This window comes from Kitasatospora sp. NBC_00070 (genome assembly GCF_045041205.1).
GTDB lineage: Bacteria > Actinomycetota > Actinomycetes > Streptomycetales > Streptomycetaceae > Kitasatospora.
Window position 1 is genome coordinate 6,310,487 of record NZ_CP108247.1, and the last position, 16,984, is coordinate 6,327,470.

Consider the following 16,984-nt stretch of genomic DNA (forward strand, 5'->3'; position numbering starts at 1 on the left):
GTCAGTTGAGGGAGGAGACGGTGACGCCACGGAGATCGGCGAGCAGGACCGAGCGGTCCGGCAGGTGCTGCCAGTCCGGCAGGTCGTCCGAGGGCTCGGAGGCGACCAGCAGCGAGCCGGGCCCGGTGCGGTAGCAGAGGGTGTCGCCCCAGCTGGTGGCGGCGATCGAAGTGCCGTCGGTGAGCAGCAGGTTGAGCCGCCCCTCGGTGTGCTTGGCGGCCTCGTGCACGGTCGCGGTCAGCGCCTCGTCCGGCCCGGCGCCGTCCCGCAGGTGGTGCAGGGCCAGCGCCCAGAGCAGGGCGGAGTCGGTGCGCGCGGTGAGCCGCAGCAGCTCGGCGGGCGGCAGCAGGGCGGCCAGCCCGGCCAGCCCGTCCGGCCAGCCGGGCAGCGCGCCGTTGTGGCTGAACAGCCACCGGTCGGCGGCGAACGGCGCCGCCGCCGCCTCACCCGCCGCGCACCCGGCGGTGGCGGACCGGACGGCGGCCAGCACCGCCCCCGAACGCACCACCCTGGCCAGGTCGGTGAAGCCCTCGTCGGCCCAGATCGGCCCGGCCCGCCGGTACCGGGCCGGGACCGGGTCGCCCTCGGCGTACCAGCCGACGCCGAAGCCGTCCACGTTGACCGTGCCGTACTGCTGCAGCCGGGGCGCCCAGGACTGCCGGTAGAGCCCGGCCGGCGGGGCCACCAGCAGCTCGTTCAGCGTCACCGGGCTGCCCAGGTAGGCGAGATGACGGCACATCAGCCCGCCTCGGCGTCGCGCGCGGTCCGGAAGCCGGCGAAGATCTGCCGCCGGATCGGGTAGTCCCAGTTCCGGAAGGTGCCGCGGCTGGCGACCGGTGCGGCGGCGAAGCAGCCGCCGCGCAGCACCTTGTACTCCGGGCCGAAGAAGACCTCCGAGTACTCCTTGTACGGCCAGGCCCGGAAGCCCGGGTAGGGGGTGAAGTCGCTGGCGGTCCACTCCCACACGTCGCCCATCAACTGCCTTACACCGTAGGCGGACTCGCCCTCGGGGTAGCTGCCGACCGGTGCGGGCTGCAGGTGGTGCTGGCCCAGGTTGGCCAGCTCGGCGGTGGGCTCCCGGTCCCCCCAGGGGTAGCGCCGGGAGCGGTCGGCGGCCGGGTCGTGCCGGGCCGCCTTCTCCCACTCGGCCTCGGTCGGCAGCCGCCGCCCGGCCCAGCGGGCGTAGGCGTCCGCCTCGTACCAACCCACGTGCAGCACCGGCTCGTCCGCCGGGACCGGCTCCACCGTGCCGAACCGGCGGCGCAGCCACTCGCTCCCGTCCCGCTGCCAGTACAGCGGCGCGAACAGCCCGGCCTGCTGCCGGTGCGCCCAGCCCTCGGCCGTCCACCAACGCGGGTCGTCGTAGCCGCCGTCGGCGATGAAGCGCTGGTACGCGCCGTTGCTCACCGGGGTGGTGTCCAGGTGGAAGGCGGGCACCTCGACCCGGTGGGCCGGGCGCTCGTTGTCCAGCGACCACGGCTCGGTGTCGGTGCCCATGGTGAACGGCCCGGCCGGGACCAGCACCTCGGCGGGCAGCGGCCCGGCCGCGGTGACCGGTGGCGGCGGGGCGGTCAGCGCGCCCTGTCCCTTGCGGAGCTGATGGGTGATCAGCATGGTCTCGTCGTGCTGCTGCTCGTGCTGGACGATCATGCCGAAGGCGAACCCGTCCCGGAGCAGCGGCACCTCACCGTCCAGCGGGGTGGCGGCGAGCAGGTCGAGCACCCGGCCGCGCACCTCGTGGGCGTACGCCCGGGCCTCCGCCGGCGGCAGCAGCGGCAGCCTGGGGCGCTCGGCCCTGGGGTGCTCGAAGGCGTCGTAGAGCGGGTCGATCTCCGGCCGCATCGGCTCCCGGCCGCCGACGTTGCGGAGCAGCCAGAGCTCCTCCTGGTTGCCGATGTGGGCGAGGTCCCAGACCAGCGGGGACATCAGCGGGGAGTGCTGGGCGGTCAGGTCGTGGTCGTCCAGCGCGGTCAGCCCGGCGGTGCGCTCGCGGGCGGTGAGCAGCTCGCCGGCGATCCGCTCGCGCACGGCGTCGGTCTCGCGGTGGTCGGTGTTCAGCATGCTGCGGTCTCCAGGGCGTGGGGAAGGGCGCCGGTGCGCAGGGCGTCCAACTGGTCGTCGGCGGGGCAGCGGCCACGGGCCGGGTAGCGCTCGGCGAAGTCGGTCAGCACGGTCCGCAGCCGGGAGCGGCCGCCACGGGCCTGCTCCCGGCGGGCCAGCGCCTGGTCGGCGGCGCCGAAACAGGCCAGGGTGGCCCGGCGGAGCTGCGGGTCGTTCAGCGCCAGGGTGGCCGCCCGGTGCCACAGCTCGGTGCGCGGCGGGTGGCGGTCCCCGTGCGCCGGGGCGCCCAGCGGTTCGAGCGCCTCCTCGGTGGCGTCGGCCGCCACCGGGTCGTCCAGCAGCGCGCCGACCAGGGCCAGCGGCACCTGCCAGCCCTCGCCCGGCTGGGCGTCGATCATGCGCAGTTCGAGGTGCCCGCGCGGCCGTACGGGAGGGAACAGGGTGGTGCGGTGGTAGTCCAGGTCGGCCAGCGTGGGCGGGCGCTCGCCCGCACCGCGCAGCCAGCCGCGGAAGGTCAGCCCGGCCGGGGCGGTCCACGGCAGCCCGTCCGGGCGGCGGACGCACAGCACCTCGGCGTCCAGCACGTACTCGGCCCAGCGCTCGCGCGGGTCGCCGGTGAACCGGGGGGCCAGCGTGCGGCTCGGGTCCATCCGGGACCAGACCAGCTGGCGGGTGGACCGGTGGCCGGTGGGCCGGCCGTCCAGCAGCGGCGAGTTGGCGAAGGCGGCCACCAGGACCGGGCCGAGCCGGTGGGCCAGCTCCCAGCGCCGGGCGAACTCGTGCGTCCCGGTGCCGGTGCCCGCGTCCACGCAGACCTGGGCGGAGGCGGTGCCGGTCATCATCACCCGGCCCCAGGGGCCGACCCGGTCGAAGTGGTGCTCCATCGCCAGGTAGCGGGGGTGGTCGAGCCGCATCAGGCGCTCGCGGCCGAGCGGGTCGGTACCGCTGCCGGTGAGCCGGAGCCGGTGGGCGGCGAGGGCGGCTCGGAGGGTGGCCTGATCCCGCAGCATGGTGTCTGCACACTCTTCGGGGTCGGCGGCGGGCGGGGAGCTGAGCTCTACCTGTCCGCCCGGTTCGTAGGTGAGACCGGTGCCCGAGGGAAGCAGCGGGGCGGGGTCACCCGGGTCCTGATGGGTGGGGAGTGCGGAGAGTGCGTCGGCCAGACGCCGCGGGTCAACCGGTAACTCCGGACAGTCGCCGTCGTGGACGAACCACTCGGCTTCCACCCCGATCAACCGGGGAGGTCCGATCTTGAAACAGATGCCCGCCAGATGGCTCAGCGCGGCGGACTCGGTCAGCGGCAGCGGTGTCTCCACCGCCTGCTGTTGGGGCGCGGACTGCGCGGGCGCCGGGTTGGGACGTAGGGGTATCACCGGACTCACCATTCCTTGGTCAGTGATTCGAGGCCCGGGGTTCCTGCTCAGTCTGCAATGGAACAAACCTCGGTGCCGAACAGAACACGCCAAACCGGGGGTCGATCCGGTCAATCGCGGATCACCGGCCGATCGTGACGGAGCGTGTCAAGGCCGGAACCGGACGGCCGGGCCCGGCCGTCCGGCGGCTTGGCGGAACCGCCGACCGGGCGGGTGCCCGGCCGCTCCGGGGCTGTGTCAGTGGACGACCCGTCAGGGGTTCCACCCCGCGCCGCCTGCGCATAGGCTGCGGGCTGATCAAGGGGTCGAGGGAGCCATGGGCACGGACGAACGGAACGGCGAAGAGGTCACCCTCTTCGTGGCCCGCCGGGTCGACCCCGGGCACGAGGAACAGTTCGAGAGCTGGGCGGAGGCCATCCTGCGGGCCGCCGCCGACCACCCCGGCAACCTCGGCACCGGCCTGCTCCGCCCGGCCGGACCGGACGACCCGTGGCACCTGCTGCTGTCGTTCCAGGACGCCGACTCGTTCCGCTCCTGGCAGGAGTCACCCGCCCGGGCCGCCTGCTTCGCCAAGGTCGACGGCCACCACGTCGAGGTGGCCCGGCGCGAACTGCTCGGCATGGAGGGCTGGTTCGCCACCACCCCGGCCGGCGCCCGGCGCACCCCGGCCCCGCGCTGGAAGATGGCGATCGCCTCCACCCTGGCGATCGCCCCGCTCACCACCAGCGCCAACTTCTACCTCACCCCGCACCTGGCCACCCTCCCGGTGCTGGCCCGCTCGCTGATCCTGGCCCCGGTGATCAGTTCGCTGATGACCTACCTCGCCCTCCCGGTCGCCACCCGGGTGCTGCGCCGCTGGCTCTTCCCGGGCTGAGGGCCCGCCGGCGGCGGCCGCGCGGGTGGCGTCCGCCGCGGGCGGAATCCGGCTGCGGCGGACGGCCCGGCCTGGCACCATGGCGCGCATGACCACGTGTCGAAAGGCCGATGCCGCGTAGCCGGCCGGGCGCACTGCGCGCCCACCTCCCCGTCCACCCCGGCTGGGGACCGACCCCGCCGTTCCGGATTCACGGGCTCTCCACCCGGGCCAGCCGGGCCGTGCACCGGGCCGAGCTGCTGGGGAACAGCCACTGGCTGCACCCCGGTGCCACCGAATGGGCGCTGCGGCGCTACCGCGAGTTCCTCCACCCGCCGGGCAACCGGCCGCTGTACCCGCAGGCAGCGTTCTGCTCCTGCACCTGGTGCTCCTTCGACGACGTCAGGCATGCCCGCGACGTCCTGGAGGAGGCTCTGGCACAGCTGCCGGCCCGGGCCCGGGCCGAGCTGGGCCGGATCCTGAAGCCCCTGGACGCGGCGTTCCTGCGTCGCACCCTGCCGGACCCGTTCGCCCACCGGCTGCAGTGGCGTACGGAGTTCTGGTGGTACCGCCGCCTCTCCGAGAGCTCGGAGTGGGGGTGACCGGGCCCGGGTCGGTCCCCGTCGACCCTAGGACCTGCCGGGGAGGATCATCCACTTCTCCGGGTCCGCCAGCGGCTCGAAGCCGACCCGGGCGTAGACCTCGTGGGCGTCGCCGGTGGCGAGCAGGATGCGGCGCAGCCCGTACGGTGCGAGGTGGTCCCGGACGGCGCCGGCCAGGGCGGTGCCGAGCCCGCGGCCCCGGGCGGTGGGTGCGACGTAGACGTCGCAGAGCCAGGCGAAGGTGGCCAGGTCGGTGATCACCCGGGCGTAGCCGAGCTGGGCGCCGGTGGTGGAGTCGTACGCCCCGAAGTTGAGCGACCCGGCGATCGCGCGGTCCTGCTTCTCCCGGGTGCGGCCGAGCGCCCAGTAGGCGTCCTCGGACAGCCACCGGTGGATCAGGGCGGTGTCCAGCCGGGCCGGGTCGGTGGAGATCTCGAAGCCGTCCGGCCGCAGCGGGGCCCGGAGCAGCTCCAGCCGGCGCCCGGGGTCGCGGGGGTGCGGCTCGTGCTCGCCGGTGGGCCGGAACCCGGCGCGCAGGTAGAGGCTCCGGGCGGGGGCGTTGCCCTCACCCACCGTCAGCGAGACCGTCGCCGCCCCCTCGGACCTGGCCCGGTCGAGCACGGCGGCCACCAAGGCGTCGCCGACCCCGCGCCCGCGCTGCGCCGGGTCGACCCACATCGCATTGAGCCGGTGCCCGGCCGGGTCCGCCAGGGACGAGGCGAGGCCGACCGGGTGCGCGTCGTCCCAGGCGATGAACCAGCCACCGGACGCGATCCGCCGCTGCCAGAACTCCGTCGGCTGGTCCTGCTCGCGTTCGAGCGTCGAGCCGAACGCCTCCGGATCCTGCGCCAGCGCGCGCAGGCGCACCGTCCGCAGGGTCTGCCAGTCCTGGTCCGTCACCGTTCCCACTGTCACCATGCGCCCCATGCTGCCCGGTCGGCACCGTCCCGGACCAGCGGTATTTCCCGGGGAGCGGGAGCCCGACGGCCGGGTCAGCCCGTCAGCCGGCGCTCCAGCGGGGTCCGGAAGCGCGGGGTGACCCGGGCCGGGCCGAGCCAGGCCGCGAGCCGGTCGGCCTCGGCGTCGACCGCCGCGACGGCTTCGCGGGGGAGCGGCTCGAGAGCCTCCCAGCGGAGCCCGCCGTCGGTGCGCTGGGCCCAGCCGCCGACCACCCGGCCGTTCCACCAGACGGTCGGGCCGATGTTCCCGGAGCGGTCGATCAGGTCGGCCCGGTGGGGGACCGGCAGGTACCAGTCGCGCTGCTGCCAGCCCATCGGGGTGGGGTCGAGCGAGGGGAGCAGCGCGGCCCACGGGGCGGGCTCCGGCAGCGGGTCGAGGTCGTCCGGGAGGGCGTGGCCCTCGCCGCAGTCGAGGTCGACCGCCACCGCGCCGCAGGCGGCCAGCGCCGCCCTGACCTCGCGGACGCCCCAGCCCGTCCACCAGCGGACGTCCTCGGTGGTGGCGGGGCCGAAGGCGGCCAGCCAACGGCGGGTCAGCTCCGCCTGCGCCTCGGCCACCGGGAGCCCGGGCAGCGCGCCCTGGACGGCCCAGTGGTGCTGCCCGCTGGTCCAGCCGCCGACCGGCCGGCCCCGGACGATCTCGTTCTCCATCCCGAGCACCCGGAGCAGCCGGACCCCGATGGTCTGCCTGGCCTCGTACGGCTTGCCCACCGCGACCGTGATCGCCTCGCGCAACTCGGGCACCAGCTCGCCGAGTTGGCTGCCGGTGGCCTGGCCGGCCGCGGCCAGGGCGGCCAGCGTGCGGCGCTGCACCCCGGCCAGCCAGTCGGCGTCGAAGCCGCCCTCGGCCGCGAACGCGAGCAGCCCGCGCCGCTCCTTCTCGGCCACCTTGCGGGTGGTGGAGGCGTACAGCACCGGGGCCAGGCCGGTCGGGACCACGAACAGGGTGTGCCGCATGCCGTGCATCCGCACCAAGGTCCGGTCCTGGTACAACGCCCGCTCCAGATCGGCCGGTTCGGGCCGGGCCAGCCGGGCGGCGGTGGACAGGAAGACGGACGCGGGGTCGGTCGCGTGCAGGGCCACCAGCGCCTCGGTGACCTGCTCCGGGGAGGCGGCCCGGTGGGTGGGTGCGAGGAGTTGACGGGTCGCCAGCCGGGCGCGGCGCTGCCGGTCGTCGATCCTGGGACGGGCGGTCATCGGGCGGCCTCCGAGCTGGGTGGGACTCCGAGGTTCTCACGGGACACCGTCAACTCCCTTTCGGGAGCGCTCCCATGGGGAGTGCCGTGTTCACTTGCTGAAGTCGGTCAGAAGGCTTGACGCCTCCGCACCTTCATGGGTTGATATGCCGTGAGCTCAGGGGCCGCCCTGAGATGCGGGGAGTCGTTCACCCGTCGAGTCGGTCAGGCAGTACCACCCCCATCCACCGTTCCTCGCAGGGCCAGCTGATTCCAACAGTGTGGGAGCGCTCCCACGTTGGGCTCGACTCTCCCGCTCCTCCGCCCCACCGGATCTCCCCCCACCCGAAAGGAATCCGCACGTGTCAGGACAGCTCCTCCGCCGCCTCCGAACGGCCGCATTCGCGACCGCGCTCGGCGCGGCGACCCTGCTTCCGATGGCGAGCACCGCGCACGCCGCGACCCCCAAGGTCGACAACCCCTATGTCGGCGCCGGCGTCTACGTGAACCCCGAGTGGTCTGCCAACGCCGCAGCCGAACCGGGTGGTTCGGCCGTCTCCAACCAGCCGACCTACGTCTGGCTGGACCGGATCGCCGCGATCAGCGGCTCGAGCAGCTCGATGGGCCTGCGGGCGCACCTGAACTCCGCCGTCAGCCAGGCCACGGCCGCGGGCAAGCCGTACGTCTTCCAGGTGGTCATCTACGACCTGCCCGGCCGCGACTGCGCCGCGCTGGCCTCCAACGGCGAGCTCGGCCCGACCGAGATCGGCCGCTACAAGACCGAGTTCATCGACCCGATCGCCGCGATCCTGGCCGACCCGGCCTACGCGAACCTGCGGATCGTCACCACGATCGAGCTCGACTCGCTGCCGAACCTGATCACCAACGCGGGCGGCACCGCCACCGCCACCCCGGCCTGTGACGTGATGAAGGCCAACGGCAACTACGTGGCCGGCGTCGGCTACGCGCTGAACAAGTTGGGCGCGATCTCCAACGTCTACAACTACATCGACGCCGGGCACCACGGCTGGCTGGGCTGGGACTCCAACTTCGGCCCCACCGCGAGCCTGCTCTACCAGGCCGCCAACGCCTCCGGCTCCACCGCCGCCAACGTTCACGGCTTCGTGGTGAACACCGCCAACTACTCGACGTTGAAGGAGCCCTACTTCACCATCAACGACACCGTCGGTGGCCAGTCGATCCGGGGCACCTCGAAGTGGGTGGACTGGAACCGCTACGTCGACGAGCTGTCGTACGCCCAGGCGTTCCGGGCCAAGGCGGTCGAGGCCGGCTTCCAGTCGAACGTCGGCATGCTGATCGACACCTCCCGCAACGGCTGGGGCGGCGCCAACCGGCCGACCGGCCCGGGCCCGCAGACCAGCGGTGACGCGTACGTGGACGGTGGCCGCCTCGACCGCCGGTTCCAGACCGGCAACTGGTGCAACCAGTCCGGTGCGGGCCTCGGCGAGCGGCCCACCGCCGCACCCGAGCCGGGCATCGACGCCTACGTCTGGGTGAAGCCCCCGGGTGAGTCGGACGGCGCCAGCAAGGAGATCGCGAACGACCAGGGCAAGGGCTTCGACCGGATGTGCGACCCGACGTACACCGGCAACCCGCGCAACAACAACAACATGTCCGGCGCGCTGCCGGACTCGCCGCTGGCCGGTACCTGGTTCTCCGCCCAGTTCCGCGAGCTGCTCAAGAACGCCTACCCGCCGGTGGGCGGTGGCACCGGTGACACCGTGGCCCCGTCCGTGCCGGCCGGGCTGGCCGCGAGCGGCGTCACCGCCTCGGGTGCGACGGTGAGTTGGGCCGCGTCGACCGACAACGTCGGTGTGACGGGGTACCAGGTCTTCCGTAACGGTGTGCAGGTGGGCACCTCGGCCACGACCTCGTACGTGGACAGCGGTCTGACCGCCGCGACGGCGTACAGCTACACGGTCAAGGCCCGCGACGCGGCCGGCAACGTCTCGGCGGCCTCCGCCGCGCTGGGCGTCACCACCTCGGCGGGCACCGGTGACACCGTGGCCCCTTCCGTGCCGGCCGGGCTGGCCGCGAGCGGCGTCACCGCCTCGGGTGCGACGGTGAGTTGGGCCGCGTCGACCGACAACGTCGGTGTGACGGGGTACCAGGTCTTCCGTAACGGTGTGCAGGTGGGCACCTCGGCCACGACCTCGTACGCGGACAGCGGTCTGACCGCCGCGACGGCGTACAGCTACACGGTCAAGGCCCGCGACGCGGCCGGTAACGTCTCGGCGGCCTCCGCCGCGCTGAGCGTCACCACCCTGGCCGGTGGCGGCGGTGGCAACGCCGGGTGCACCGCGACCTACAAGGTGAGCAGCGACTGGGGCGCCGGCTTCAACGCCGACGTCACGGTGACCAACACCGGCACCGTGGCCACCAAGTCCTGGAAGGTCACCTGGACCTGGGGCGGCAACCAGCAGATCACCAACCTGTGGAACGGCAGCGTCACCCAGAGCGGTGCGGCGGTCTCGGTCGCCAACGCCGGCTACAACGGTGCGGTCGCGGCCGGTGGCAGCACCGGCTTCGGCTTCGGCGCCAACTACTCGGGCGGCAACAGTGCCCCGACCCTGAGCTGCACCGCCACCAGCTGACGGCGGTTCAGTGAACGGCGGCCGATCCCACGCCGGTGGGGTCGGCCGCTTCGGCGTCGGCCAGGCCGAACGCGGTGTTCACCAGCGCGACATGGGTGAACGCCTGGGGGGCGTTGCCGAGTTGGCGGCCGGTGGCCGGGTCGTACTCCTCAGCCAGCAGGCCCAGGTCGTTGGCCACCGCCAGCGAGCGCTCGAACAGCTCCCTGGCCTCGGCCCGCCGCCCGGTCAGCGCGAGCGCGTCGGCCAGCCAGAACGAGCAGGCCAGGAAGGCCCCTTCGGAGCCGGGCAGCCCGTCGGTGTCGGGGGCGGCCCGGTAGCGGCGGACGAAGCCGCCCTGGTCCAGCCCGGTCCGGACCGCGTCCACGGTGCGCACCACCCGGGGGTCGTCGGGCGGCAGGAAGCCGGACTTGGCGATGAACAGCGTGGCGGCGTCCAACTCCTCGGCGCCGTACGACTGGACGAAGATCCCGCGCCGGGCGTGGTAGCCGTACTCGCAGACCTCGGTGTGCACGGCGTCCCGCAGGGCGCGCCACTGCTGCACCGGCGCGGGCAGCCCGGTGGCCTCGGCCAGCCGGACGGCGCGGTCGGCGGCCACCCAGACCATCACCTTGGAGTGCACGAACTGCCGCCGCCGGCCCCGGACCTCCCACAGGCCCTCGTCCGGTTCGCGCCAGTGCAGGGTGAGGAAGTCCATCAGGCTGCGGAGCAGCCCCCAGACCTTGCGCTCCATCGGGATGCCGGCCCGGTAGGCGAGCTCCAGGGTGTCCAGCACCTCGCCGTAGACGTCGAGTTGGAGCTTCCGGACGGCCGCGTTGCCGAACCGGACCGGGGTCGAGTCGAGGTAGCCGGGCAGCCAGTCCGCCTCGGTCTCCGGCAGGGTGCGCTCGCCGGCCACCCCGTACACCGCCTGGAGGTCGCCGGGGTCGCCCGCGATCGCCCGCAGCAGCCACTTCCGCCAGGCCGCCGCCTCGTCCCGGAAGCCGCCGCGCAGCAGGGCCGCCAGCGTCATGCTGGAGTCCCGCAGCCAGCAGAACCGGTAGTCCCAGTTGCGCTCGCCGCCCGGATGCTCGGGCAGCGAGGCGGTCGGGGCGGCCACGATGCCGCCGGTCGGGTCGTAGGTGAGCGCCTTGAGGGTGATCAGCGAGCGCAGCACCTGCTCCCGGTACGGGCCCTGGTAGCGCAGGCCGTCGGCCCAGGACTGCCAGCCGGCCAGGGTGCGTCCCAGCAGCTCGGCCGGGTCCACCCGGGGGGTGTCGGTGCGGTGCGAGGGCTGCCAGGTGAGCACGAACGGGACCTGCTCGCCCGGGTGCACGGTGAACTCGGAGACGGTCGCGCCGTCCTCGCCCCAGGTGTGCACGCCGGGCGGCACCCGGAGCCAGGCGGAGTCGGGCCCGGCCACCGCGATCCGGTGGTGGTCGGTCCGGCGCACCCAGGGCTCGATCCGGCCGTGGTTGAACCGCAGCCGCAGGGTGCCCCGGACCCGGACGGCGCCCTCGACCCCCTCGACGATCCGCACCAGGCGGGGCAGGCGCTCCCGCCGGGGCATGAAGTCGGTGACCCGGACGGTGCCGGCGGGGGTCCGCCAGAGTGACTCCAGCACCAGGCTGGCGGGCCGGTAGCGGCGCTCGGTGCACCGGCCGCCGGTGACGGGGGCCAGCCGCCAGGCGCCGTGCCGGTCGGTGCCGAGCAGCCCGGCGAAGCAGCTGGGCGAGTCGAAGCGGGGCAGGCAGAGCCAGTCGACCGATCCGTCCCGGCCGAGCAGGGCGGCGGTCTGGAGATCTCCGAGGAGCGCGTAGTCCTCGATGGGTCCGGCCATGACGGTCCCATTCTCGTCCGGCGGGCCCGGAACGGCGCCTCTTCGGGAACGTGCCCCTTCCGTCACACCGGCCTCCCCTGTTTCACTGCTTGCAGCGGAGAGGCGATGATAGGAAGATCCTCATGCTTTGTAGTCCACTCCACGTCCGGTAGGGATGCCGTCATGCAGCAAGCGAACTGGGTCCCCGACGGTACCGACACCGAGAAGCCGAACGCGGCCCGGGTGTACGACTACTACCTCGGCGGCTCGCACAACTTCGAGGTCGACCGGGTGATGGCCCGGAAGGCGATGGAGTTCTGGCCCGAGCTCCCCGAGATCATGCGCGCCAACCGGGCCTTCCTGCGCCGGGCCGTGCAGCACCTGGCCGAGCAGGGCGTCACCCGCTTCCTGGACATCGGTTCCGGCATTCCGACCTTCGGGCCGGTGCACGAGATCGCCCGGGCGATCCGGCCGGACAGCCGGGTGGTCTACGTGGACCACGACCCGATCGCGGTCGCGCACAGCCGCCTGCTGCTCAAGGACGACCCGCAGAGCGTGGTGGTCGAGGCCGACCTGCGCAAGCTCGACGACCTGCTGTCCCGCCCCGAGGTGGTGGACCTGCTGGCGGCCGGGGAGCCGGTCGGCCTGCTGATGGTCTCGGTGCTGCACTTCATCTCGGAGGAGGACGACCCGTACGGGCTGGTGCGGACGCTCCGGGACGCGTTGCCGCCGGGCAGCGCGCTGGTGGTCTGCCACGCCTCGCTGGAGGGCCGGCCGGACCAGGCCGGTGCCCACCAGGACCTGTACAGGCGCACCCCGACCCCGATCACGATGCGCAACCGCGAGGCGATCACCCCGTTCTTCGACGGCTTCGAGCTGCTCGAGCCCGGCCTGGTCTTCCTGCCCGAGTGGCGCCCCGAGGACCCGGCGTCGGTCGGTCCGCACCCGGAGCGGATGACCGGCCTGGCGGGCGTCGGACTGCTGCCGTGACCACGGGGTCGGACGGGGCGGGCCGGGTGGACGCCCCCACCTGGTTCCACCAGGAGTGGGAGCGGCTGCTCCGGAGCGGCCACGGCATGGCCGTGCACCCGGGCATCCTGAGCCGCCTGGTGTCCCGGACGGCCGTGCTGCTGCACCGGGCCCAGCACGAGGAGCCGTTCCGGCCCGAGCTGGCCGGGCAGGCCGGCGCCCAGCTGGTGGAGGCGCACTTCACCGACCCGGCGGTGCTGGCCAGGGCGGTCGAGCTGCTGCAGCTCGGCCCGGTCGGCGACGGCCGGGGCCCGGCGCTCTGCGGCGCCTTCGCGGCCGGCTGGGCGGAGGCGCTGCGGGAGCGCACGCTGCGCGAGCAGGAGGCGATCCGGCTGGCCGCCGACACCGCCCGGCGCGAGGTGGAGAAGGCGCTCCGGGAGTCGGAGAACAAGTTCCGCGCGCTGTTCGAGAGCGCCGCGATCGGTATCGGCATCGGCGACACCGACGGCAAGATCATCTCGGTCAACCGGGCGCTCGGCGAGATCTTCGGCATCGGCTCGACGGACATGACGGGCCGTCGGGTGGACGAGCTGGTGCACCCCGAGGACACCCCGGGGGTCTGGGAGGCGTACGAGGACCTGATCGCCGGGCGCCGGGAGTACTTCCAGTTCGACAAGCCGTACTACCGGCAGGACGGCGAGGTGGTCTGGACCCACCTGACCGTCTCGCTGATCCGGGACGACGAGGGCGTGCCGCTCTACCAGGTGGCCATGCTGGAGGACATCACCGACCGGTACCGGCTGCAGGAGCGGCTGCGGCACCAGGCCACCCACGACCCGCTGACCGGGCTGCCGAACCGGGTGGCCTTCTTCGAGCGGCTGGAGAAGCTGTTCGAGGAGCCGGAGCCGGGGGCCAGGTTCGGCCTCTGCTACGTGGACCTGGACGGCTTCAAGGTGGTCAACGACAGCCTCGGGCACGACACCGGCGACCAGCTGCTGGCCGCCGTCGGGCAGCGGCTGGAGACCGCCCTGACCCCGCTCGGCCACCTGGTGGCCCGGCTCGGCGGCGACGAGTTCGTGGTGCTGCTGGAGGACTGCCGGGGCGAGCAGGAGGCGGTGGCGGCCGCCAAGACGGTGCTGGCCGCACTGGCCAAGCCGGTCCAGGTGGGCGACCACTCGCTGGCGGTCGGCGCCAGCGTCGGCGTGCTGGAGCGCCGGGTGGCCACCACCACCCCGGGCGCCGCGGTCCGGGCCGCCGACCTCACGCTGTACCGGGCCAAGGAGGCCGGTCGCGGCCGCTGGACGCTGTTCGACCCGAAGGAGAACGCCCGCGCGGTCAGCCGGTACGCGGTGTCCGTGCGGATGCCCGCCGCGCTGGACCGGGGCGAGTTCTTCATCGACTACCAGCCGCTCTGCTCGCTGGCCGACGGCTCGCTGGTCGCGGTCGAGGCGCTGGTGCGCTGGCGGCACCCGCAGCTCGGGGTGCTCGGGCCCGACGAGTTCATCGGGGTGGCCGAGGAGACCGGCCTGATCATGCCGCTCGGCCGCTGGGTGCTGGAGCAGGCCTGCCGCCAGGCCACCGACTGGGTACGGGAGTTCGGCCCGGACGCGCCGCAGATCAACGTCAACCTGGCGGTCCGGCAGGCCCGCAACGCCGGATTGGTCACCGACGTCGAGCGGATCCTGCGGATGACCGGGCTGCCGCCCGGCAAGCTCCAGTTGGAGATCACCGAGTCCACCGTGGTCGGTCCCGAGGACGAGGCACTGAAGGCCCTGCACGGGGTGCGCGACCTCGGCGTCTCGCTGGCGGTGGACGACTTCGGCACCGGCTGGTCCAACCTGGCCTACCTGCGCGACCTGCCGGTCTCCTGCCTGAAGATCGCCGGCTCCTTCGTCGGCGACCTGCACGACCCGGCCAAGGACGCGCACACCGGCTGGCGGATCGTCAGCGGACTGGTCTCGCTGGCGCACACCCTCGGCCTGACCGTGACCGCCGAAGGCGTGGAGAGCGGCGCGGACGCCGAGCGGCTGCGGCAGATGGGCTGCGACTGGGCGCAGGGCTGGCACTTCGGCCGCCCGGTCCGGCCGGACGAGATCTCCCGGCGGATCGCCGAGGAGCGCCGCAGGCCGTAGCCGGAGGGTTCGGTCTGCGGAATTCACAATGCGGACATAAGGGTTGACAGGGGACACCCTCCGGGCGGACGATGAGGCCCTGGCACCAGTTCATTCGCCAGTTGCCCGTGACAGTCGGCGCACAGCCGCCCGAGACCGACCGGCGCACTTCGGAGGGGTTCGGGGGAGTCCGTACCAGCCCGCCGTGCCGCACGTCGTTCTCATTCCAGAACCGGGGCCCGCCCCGCGCCCAGCGCGGCCGGTCCGCCCCGTCTCCCGGGTCACGCCTGTGGGGGGCCCGCGTGCCCGCAGCCTCGGAGAAGGCCGTTTCGCGATGAGCATCACGCTGCCCCCCAACGTCCTCCCGTACCCGACCCGTGACGACGGCCGGCCCAGGCGACGAGCCTCCGACCGACCGCCCGCCGACCGGCCGATGCGCCGGGTCGACGACCGGACAAGGACCAGGCACTCGGTCAGCCTGGTCGTCCCGGCCCAGAACGAGGCCCGCAACATCCCCTGGGTGTTCGAGCAGATCCCGAACTGCGTCGACGAGGTCATCCTGGTCGACGGCTCCTCCACCGACGCCACCGTGGCGATGGCCGAGCACTGCCTGCCCACCGTCCGCAAGGTACAGCAGAGCGCCCCCGGCAAGGGCAACGCGCTGCGGACCGGCTTCGCCGCCGCCGAGGGCGAGTACGTGGTGATGATGGACGCCGACGGCTCGATGTGGCCCGGCGAGATCCCGCACTACCTGCACTTCCTGGACCACGGCTACGACTTCGTGAAGGGCTCCCGGTGCATCGCCGGCGGCGGCTCACTGGACCTGACCCGGATCAGGGCGCTCGGCAACCTGGCGCTGCTGACCGTGGTCAACCGGCTCTACCGGACCAGACTGACCGACCTCTGCTACGGATTCTGCGCCTTCCGCCGGGACTTCCTGGACCAACTCGACCTGCGCTCGGCCGGGTTCGAGATCGAGGCCGAGATGATCGCGCACGCGCTGCGGTCCGGCCTGCGGATCGCCGAGGTGCCGAGCCTCGAACTTCCCCGCCGCAGTGGCCGTTCGCACCTGCACGCCGTCTCGGACGGCCGCCGGGTGCTACGGACGCTGCTCGCCGAACGTCCTGGCGGCAGCGGAACGGCCGGCCACGCCTCGGGGGAGCGGTGATGAACGGCATCGACCGGCGCGCCGCAACGGCCTGCCCCTGCCCCGCCGCCCGGGACTCGCTCTACACCCCCGTCCACGTGGTCGAACTGGACCTGGCCGAACCCGGTGAGCTGCGCTCGCCCGGCGGCACCGGGCCGGCCACTCCGGACGGCCGCGTGTTGGCGTTGGTGCGGCTGCACGGACACCCGCTCGGACTGGTCACCGCCACCGGCAGCGCCGACGATCCGGTCGGTCTGCGCCGGGCGCTGGTCGAAGCCGCCTTCAGCGAGATCCGCATCACCGCACACCAGTTGACCACCGCGACGGTCCGGGCGCCCCGCAGTCGGGTCGGCGGCGCCCGGTCGTCCGCGGAACCGCCCGGGATCAGCGTCGTGATCGCCACCCACAACCGGCCCGAGCTGCTCCGCCAGTGCCTGGACTCCGTGCTGCGGATCGACAGCCCGCGGTACGAGGTGCTGGTCGTCGACAACGCCCCGGCCGGGGACGACGCGAAGACCCTGATCCGCGAGCGGTACGCCGACCGGGTCCGCTACCTGCGCGAGCCGGTGGCGGGCCTGGCCCGGGCCCACAACCTCGGACTGGCCGCTGCCCGGGGCGAGTTGATCGCCTTCACCGACGACGACACGCTGGTCGACCGGGACTGGCTGACCGCCCTGACCACGGCCTTCGCCGAGGACCCGGACGCCGGCTGCGTCACCGGTCTGATCCTGCCCGCCGAGCTGGAGACCGCCGCGCAGGCCGCGCTCCAGCAGCACGGTGGTTACGACAAGGGGTTCGCCGCCCGGCGCTGGTCGCTCGACCAGCCGTCCGGCGACCCGCTGTTCCCGTTCACCGCGGGGCGGTTCGGCTCCGGCGCCAACATGGCGTTCCGGACCGGACTGCTGCGCGCGATCGGCGGCTTCGACCCCGCCACCGGTGTCGGCACCCCCGCGCACGGCGGCGACGACCTGCTGGCCTTCTTCCGGATCGTCACCAGCGGGCACGTGCTCAGCTACCAGCCGGACGCGATCGTCTGGCACCGGCACCGCCGGACCCCGGACGCGCTGCCCGCCCAGCTCTACGGCTACGGCGCAGGGCTGGGCGCCTACCTGGCCGCCGCGGTGGCCGCCGAACCCCGGCTGCTGCCCGCGCTGCTGCGCCGGATCCCGCGCGGGGTGCGGCAGGCCGCCGCCCAGGCCCGGAGCCGCACCACGCCGAGCGGCCGACGGTCCACCCGGATGGCTGCGTTGGAGCTGCGCGGGATGCTGTACGGGCCGGTCGGCTACCTTCGTTCGCTGCACCAGGCCAGAGCGGAGTGAGGGCG

General features: G+C 73.7%; 13 protein-coding genes and 1 pseudogene. 7 read left to right on the top strand and 7 right to left on the bottom strand.

The genetic code is table 11. From position 1 onward, the window contains the following. Position 1 precedes the first annotated feature (1 nt). Genes egtC through egtA form a run of 3 tightly spaced genes read right to left on the bottom strand, consistent with a single transcriptional unit; the run spans position 2 to position 3,434 of the window. Complete coding sequence (gene egtC, locus OHV05_RS28735; RefSeq protein WP_405020253.1) at positions 2–739, bottom strand: ergothioneine biosynthesis protein EgtC; 738 nt, start codon at positions 737–739, stop codon at positions 2–4. Continuing rightward, the gene (gene egtB, locus OHV05_RS28740; protein ID WP_405020254.1) at positions 739–2,061 is read right to left on the bottom strand and encodes an ergothioneine biosynthesis protein EgtB; all 1,323 of its coding nucleotides are present in this window, start codon (positions 2,059–2,061) and stop codon (positions 739–741) included. Before egtB ends, egtC begins: the two co-directional genes overlap by 1 nt. Then, on the bottom strand, positions 2,055–3,434 hold the full coding sequence (gene egtA / locus OHV05_RS28745; protein ID WP_405020255.1) for an ergothioneine biosynthesis glutamate--cysteine ligase EgtA: 1,380 nt from the start codon (positions 3,432–3,434) through the stop codon (positions 2,055–2,057). Before egtA ends, egtB begins: the two co-directional genes overlap by 7 nt. A 316-nt stretch (positions 3,435–3,750) precedes the next feature. Between egtA and OHV05_RS28750 the strand changes: the two genes are divergently transcribed. Both OHV05_RS28750 and OHV05_RS28755 read left to right on the top strand, forming a co-directional pair. Next, a complete protein-coding gene (locus OHV05_RS28750) occupies positions 3,751–4,308 on the top strand; it encodes an antibiotic biosynthesis monooxygenase (RefSeq protein WP_405020256.1) in 558 nt (185 codons plus the stop codon). A gap of 110 nt (positions 4,309–4,418) precedes the next feature. Continuing rightward, positions 4,419–4,889, top strand: coding sequence for a hypothetical protein (locus OHV05_RS28755; protein WP_405020257.1), 471 nt, complete (start codon positions 4,419–4,421; stop codon positions 4,887–4,889). Positions 4,890–4,916: 27 nt separating this feature from the next. Here the strand turns inward: OHV05_RS28755 and OHV05_RS28760 are convergent, their stop codons facing one another. The 3 genes and pseudogenes from OHV05_RS28760 to OHV05_RS28770 form a co-directional block, all read right to left on the bottom strand. Then, positions 4,917–5,357, bottom strand: a complete 441-nt coding sequence (locus OHV05_RS28760; RefSeq protein ID WP_405021569.1) for a GNAT family N-acetyltransferase — start codon at positions 5,355–5,357, stop codon at positions 4,917–4,919. A gap of 51 nt (positions 5,358–5,408) precedes the next feature. Continuing rightward, a pseudogene (locus OHV05_RS28765) lies at positions 5,409–5,816 on the bottom strand (GNAT family N-acetyltransferase); the annotation flags it as partial. Between the two features lie 65 nt (positions 5,817–5,881). Next, a complete protein-coding gene (locus OHV05_RS28770) occupies positions 5,882–7,045 on the bottom strand; it encodes a winged helix DNA-binding domain-containing protein (RefSeq protein ID WP_405020258.1) in 1,164 nt (387 codons plus the stop codon). A gap of 415 nt (positions 7,046–7,460) precedes the next feature. Between OHV05_RS28770 and OHV05_RS28775 the strand changes: the two genes are divergently transcribed. Next, the gene (locus OHV05_RS28775) at positions 7,461–9,638 is read left to right on the top strand and encodes a glycoside hydrolase family 6 protein (RefSeq protein ID WP_405021570.1); all 2,178 of its coding nucleotides are present in this window, start codon (positions 7,461–7,463) and stop codon (positions 9,636–9,638) included. A 7-nt stretch (positions 9,639–9,645) separates the two neighbouring features. Here OHV05_RS28775 and OHV05_RS28780 read toward each other — a convergent pair whose 3' ends face one another. Beyond that, positions 9,646–11,454: a glycoside hydrolase family 15 protein gene (locus tag OHV05_RS28780; RefSeq protein WP_405020259.1), complete on the bottom strand. Its 1,809-nt coding sequence runs from the start codon at positions 11,452–11,454 to the stop codon at positions 9,646–9,648. Between the two features lie 162 nt (positions 11,455–11,616). Between OHV05_RS28780 and OHV05_RS28785 the strand changes: the two genes are divergently transcribed. The 4 genes from OHV05_RS28785 (at position 11,617) to OHV05_RS28800 (ending at position 16,979) form a co-directional block, all read left to right on the top strand. Next, positions 11,617–12,423, top strand: coding sequence for an SAM-dependent methyltransferase (locus OHV05_RS28785; protein ID WP_405020260.1), 807 nt, complete (start codon positions 11,617–11,619; stop codon positions 12,421–12,423). After that, positions 12,420–14,534, top strand: coding sequence for a putative bifunctional diguanylate cyclase/phosphodiesterase (locus tag OHV05_RS28790; RefSeq protein ID WP_405020261.1), 2,115 nt, complete (start codon positions 12,420–12,422; stop codon positions 14,532–14,534). The genes OHV05_RS28785 and OHV05_RS28790 overlap by 4 nt, the downstream gene beginning before the upstream one ends. A gap of 313 nt (positions 14,535–14,847) precedes the next feature. Continuing rightward, on the top strand, positions 14,848–15,681 hold the full coding sequence (locus OHV05_RS28795) for a glycosyltransferase family 2 protein (RefSeq protein WP_405020262.1): 834 nt from the start codon (positions 14,848–14,850) through the stop codon (positions 15,679–15,681). Continuing rightward, positions 15,681–16,979: a glycosyltransferase family 2 protein gene (locus OHV05_RS28800; protein ID WP_405020263.1), complete on the top strand. Its 1,299-nt coding sequence runs from the start codon at positions 15,681–15,683 to the stop codon at positions 16,977–16,979. Before OHV05_RS28795 ends, OHV05_RS28800 begins: the two co-directional genes overlap by 1 nt. Positions 16,980–16,984: the final 5 nt, after the last annotated feature.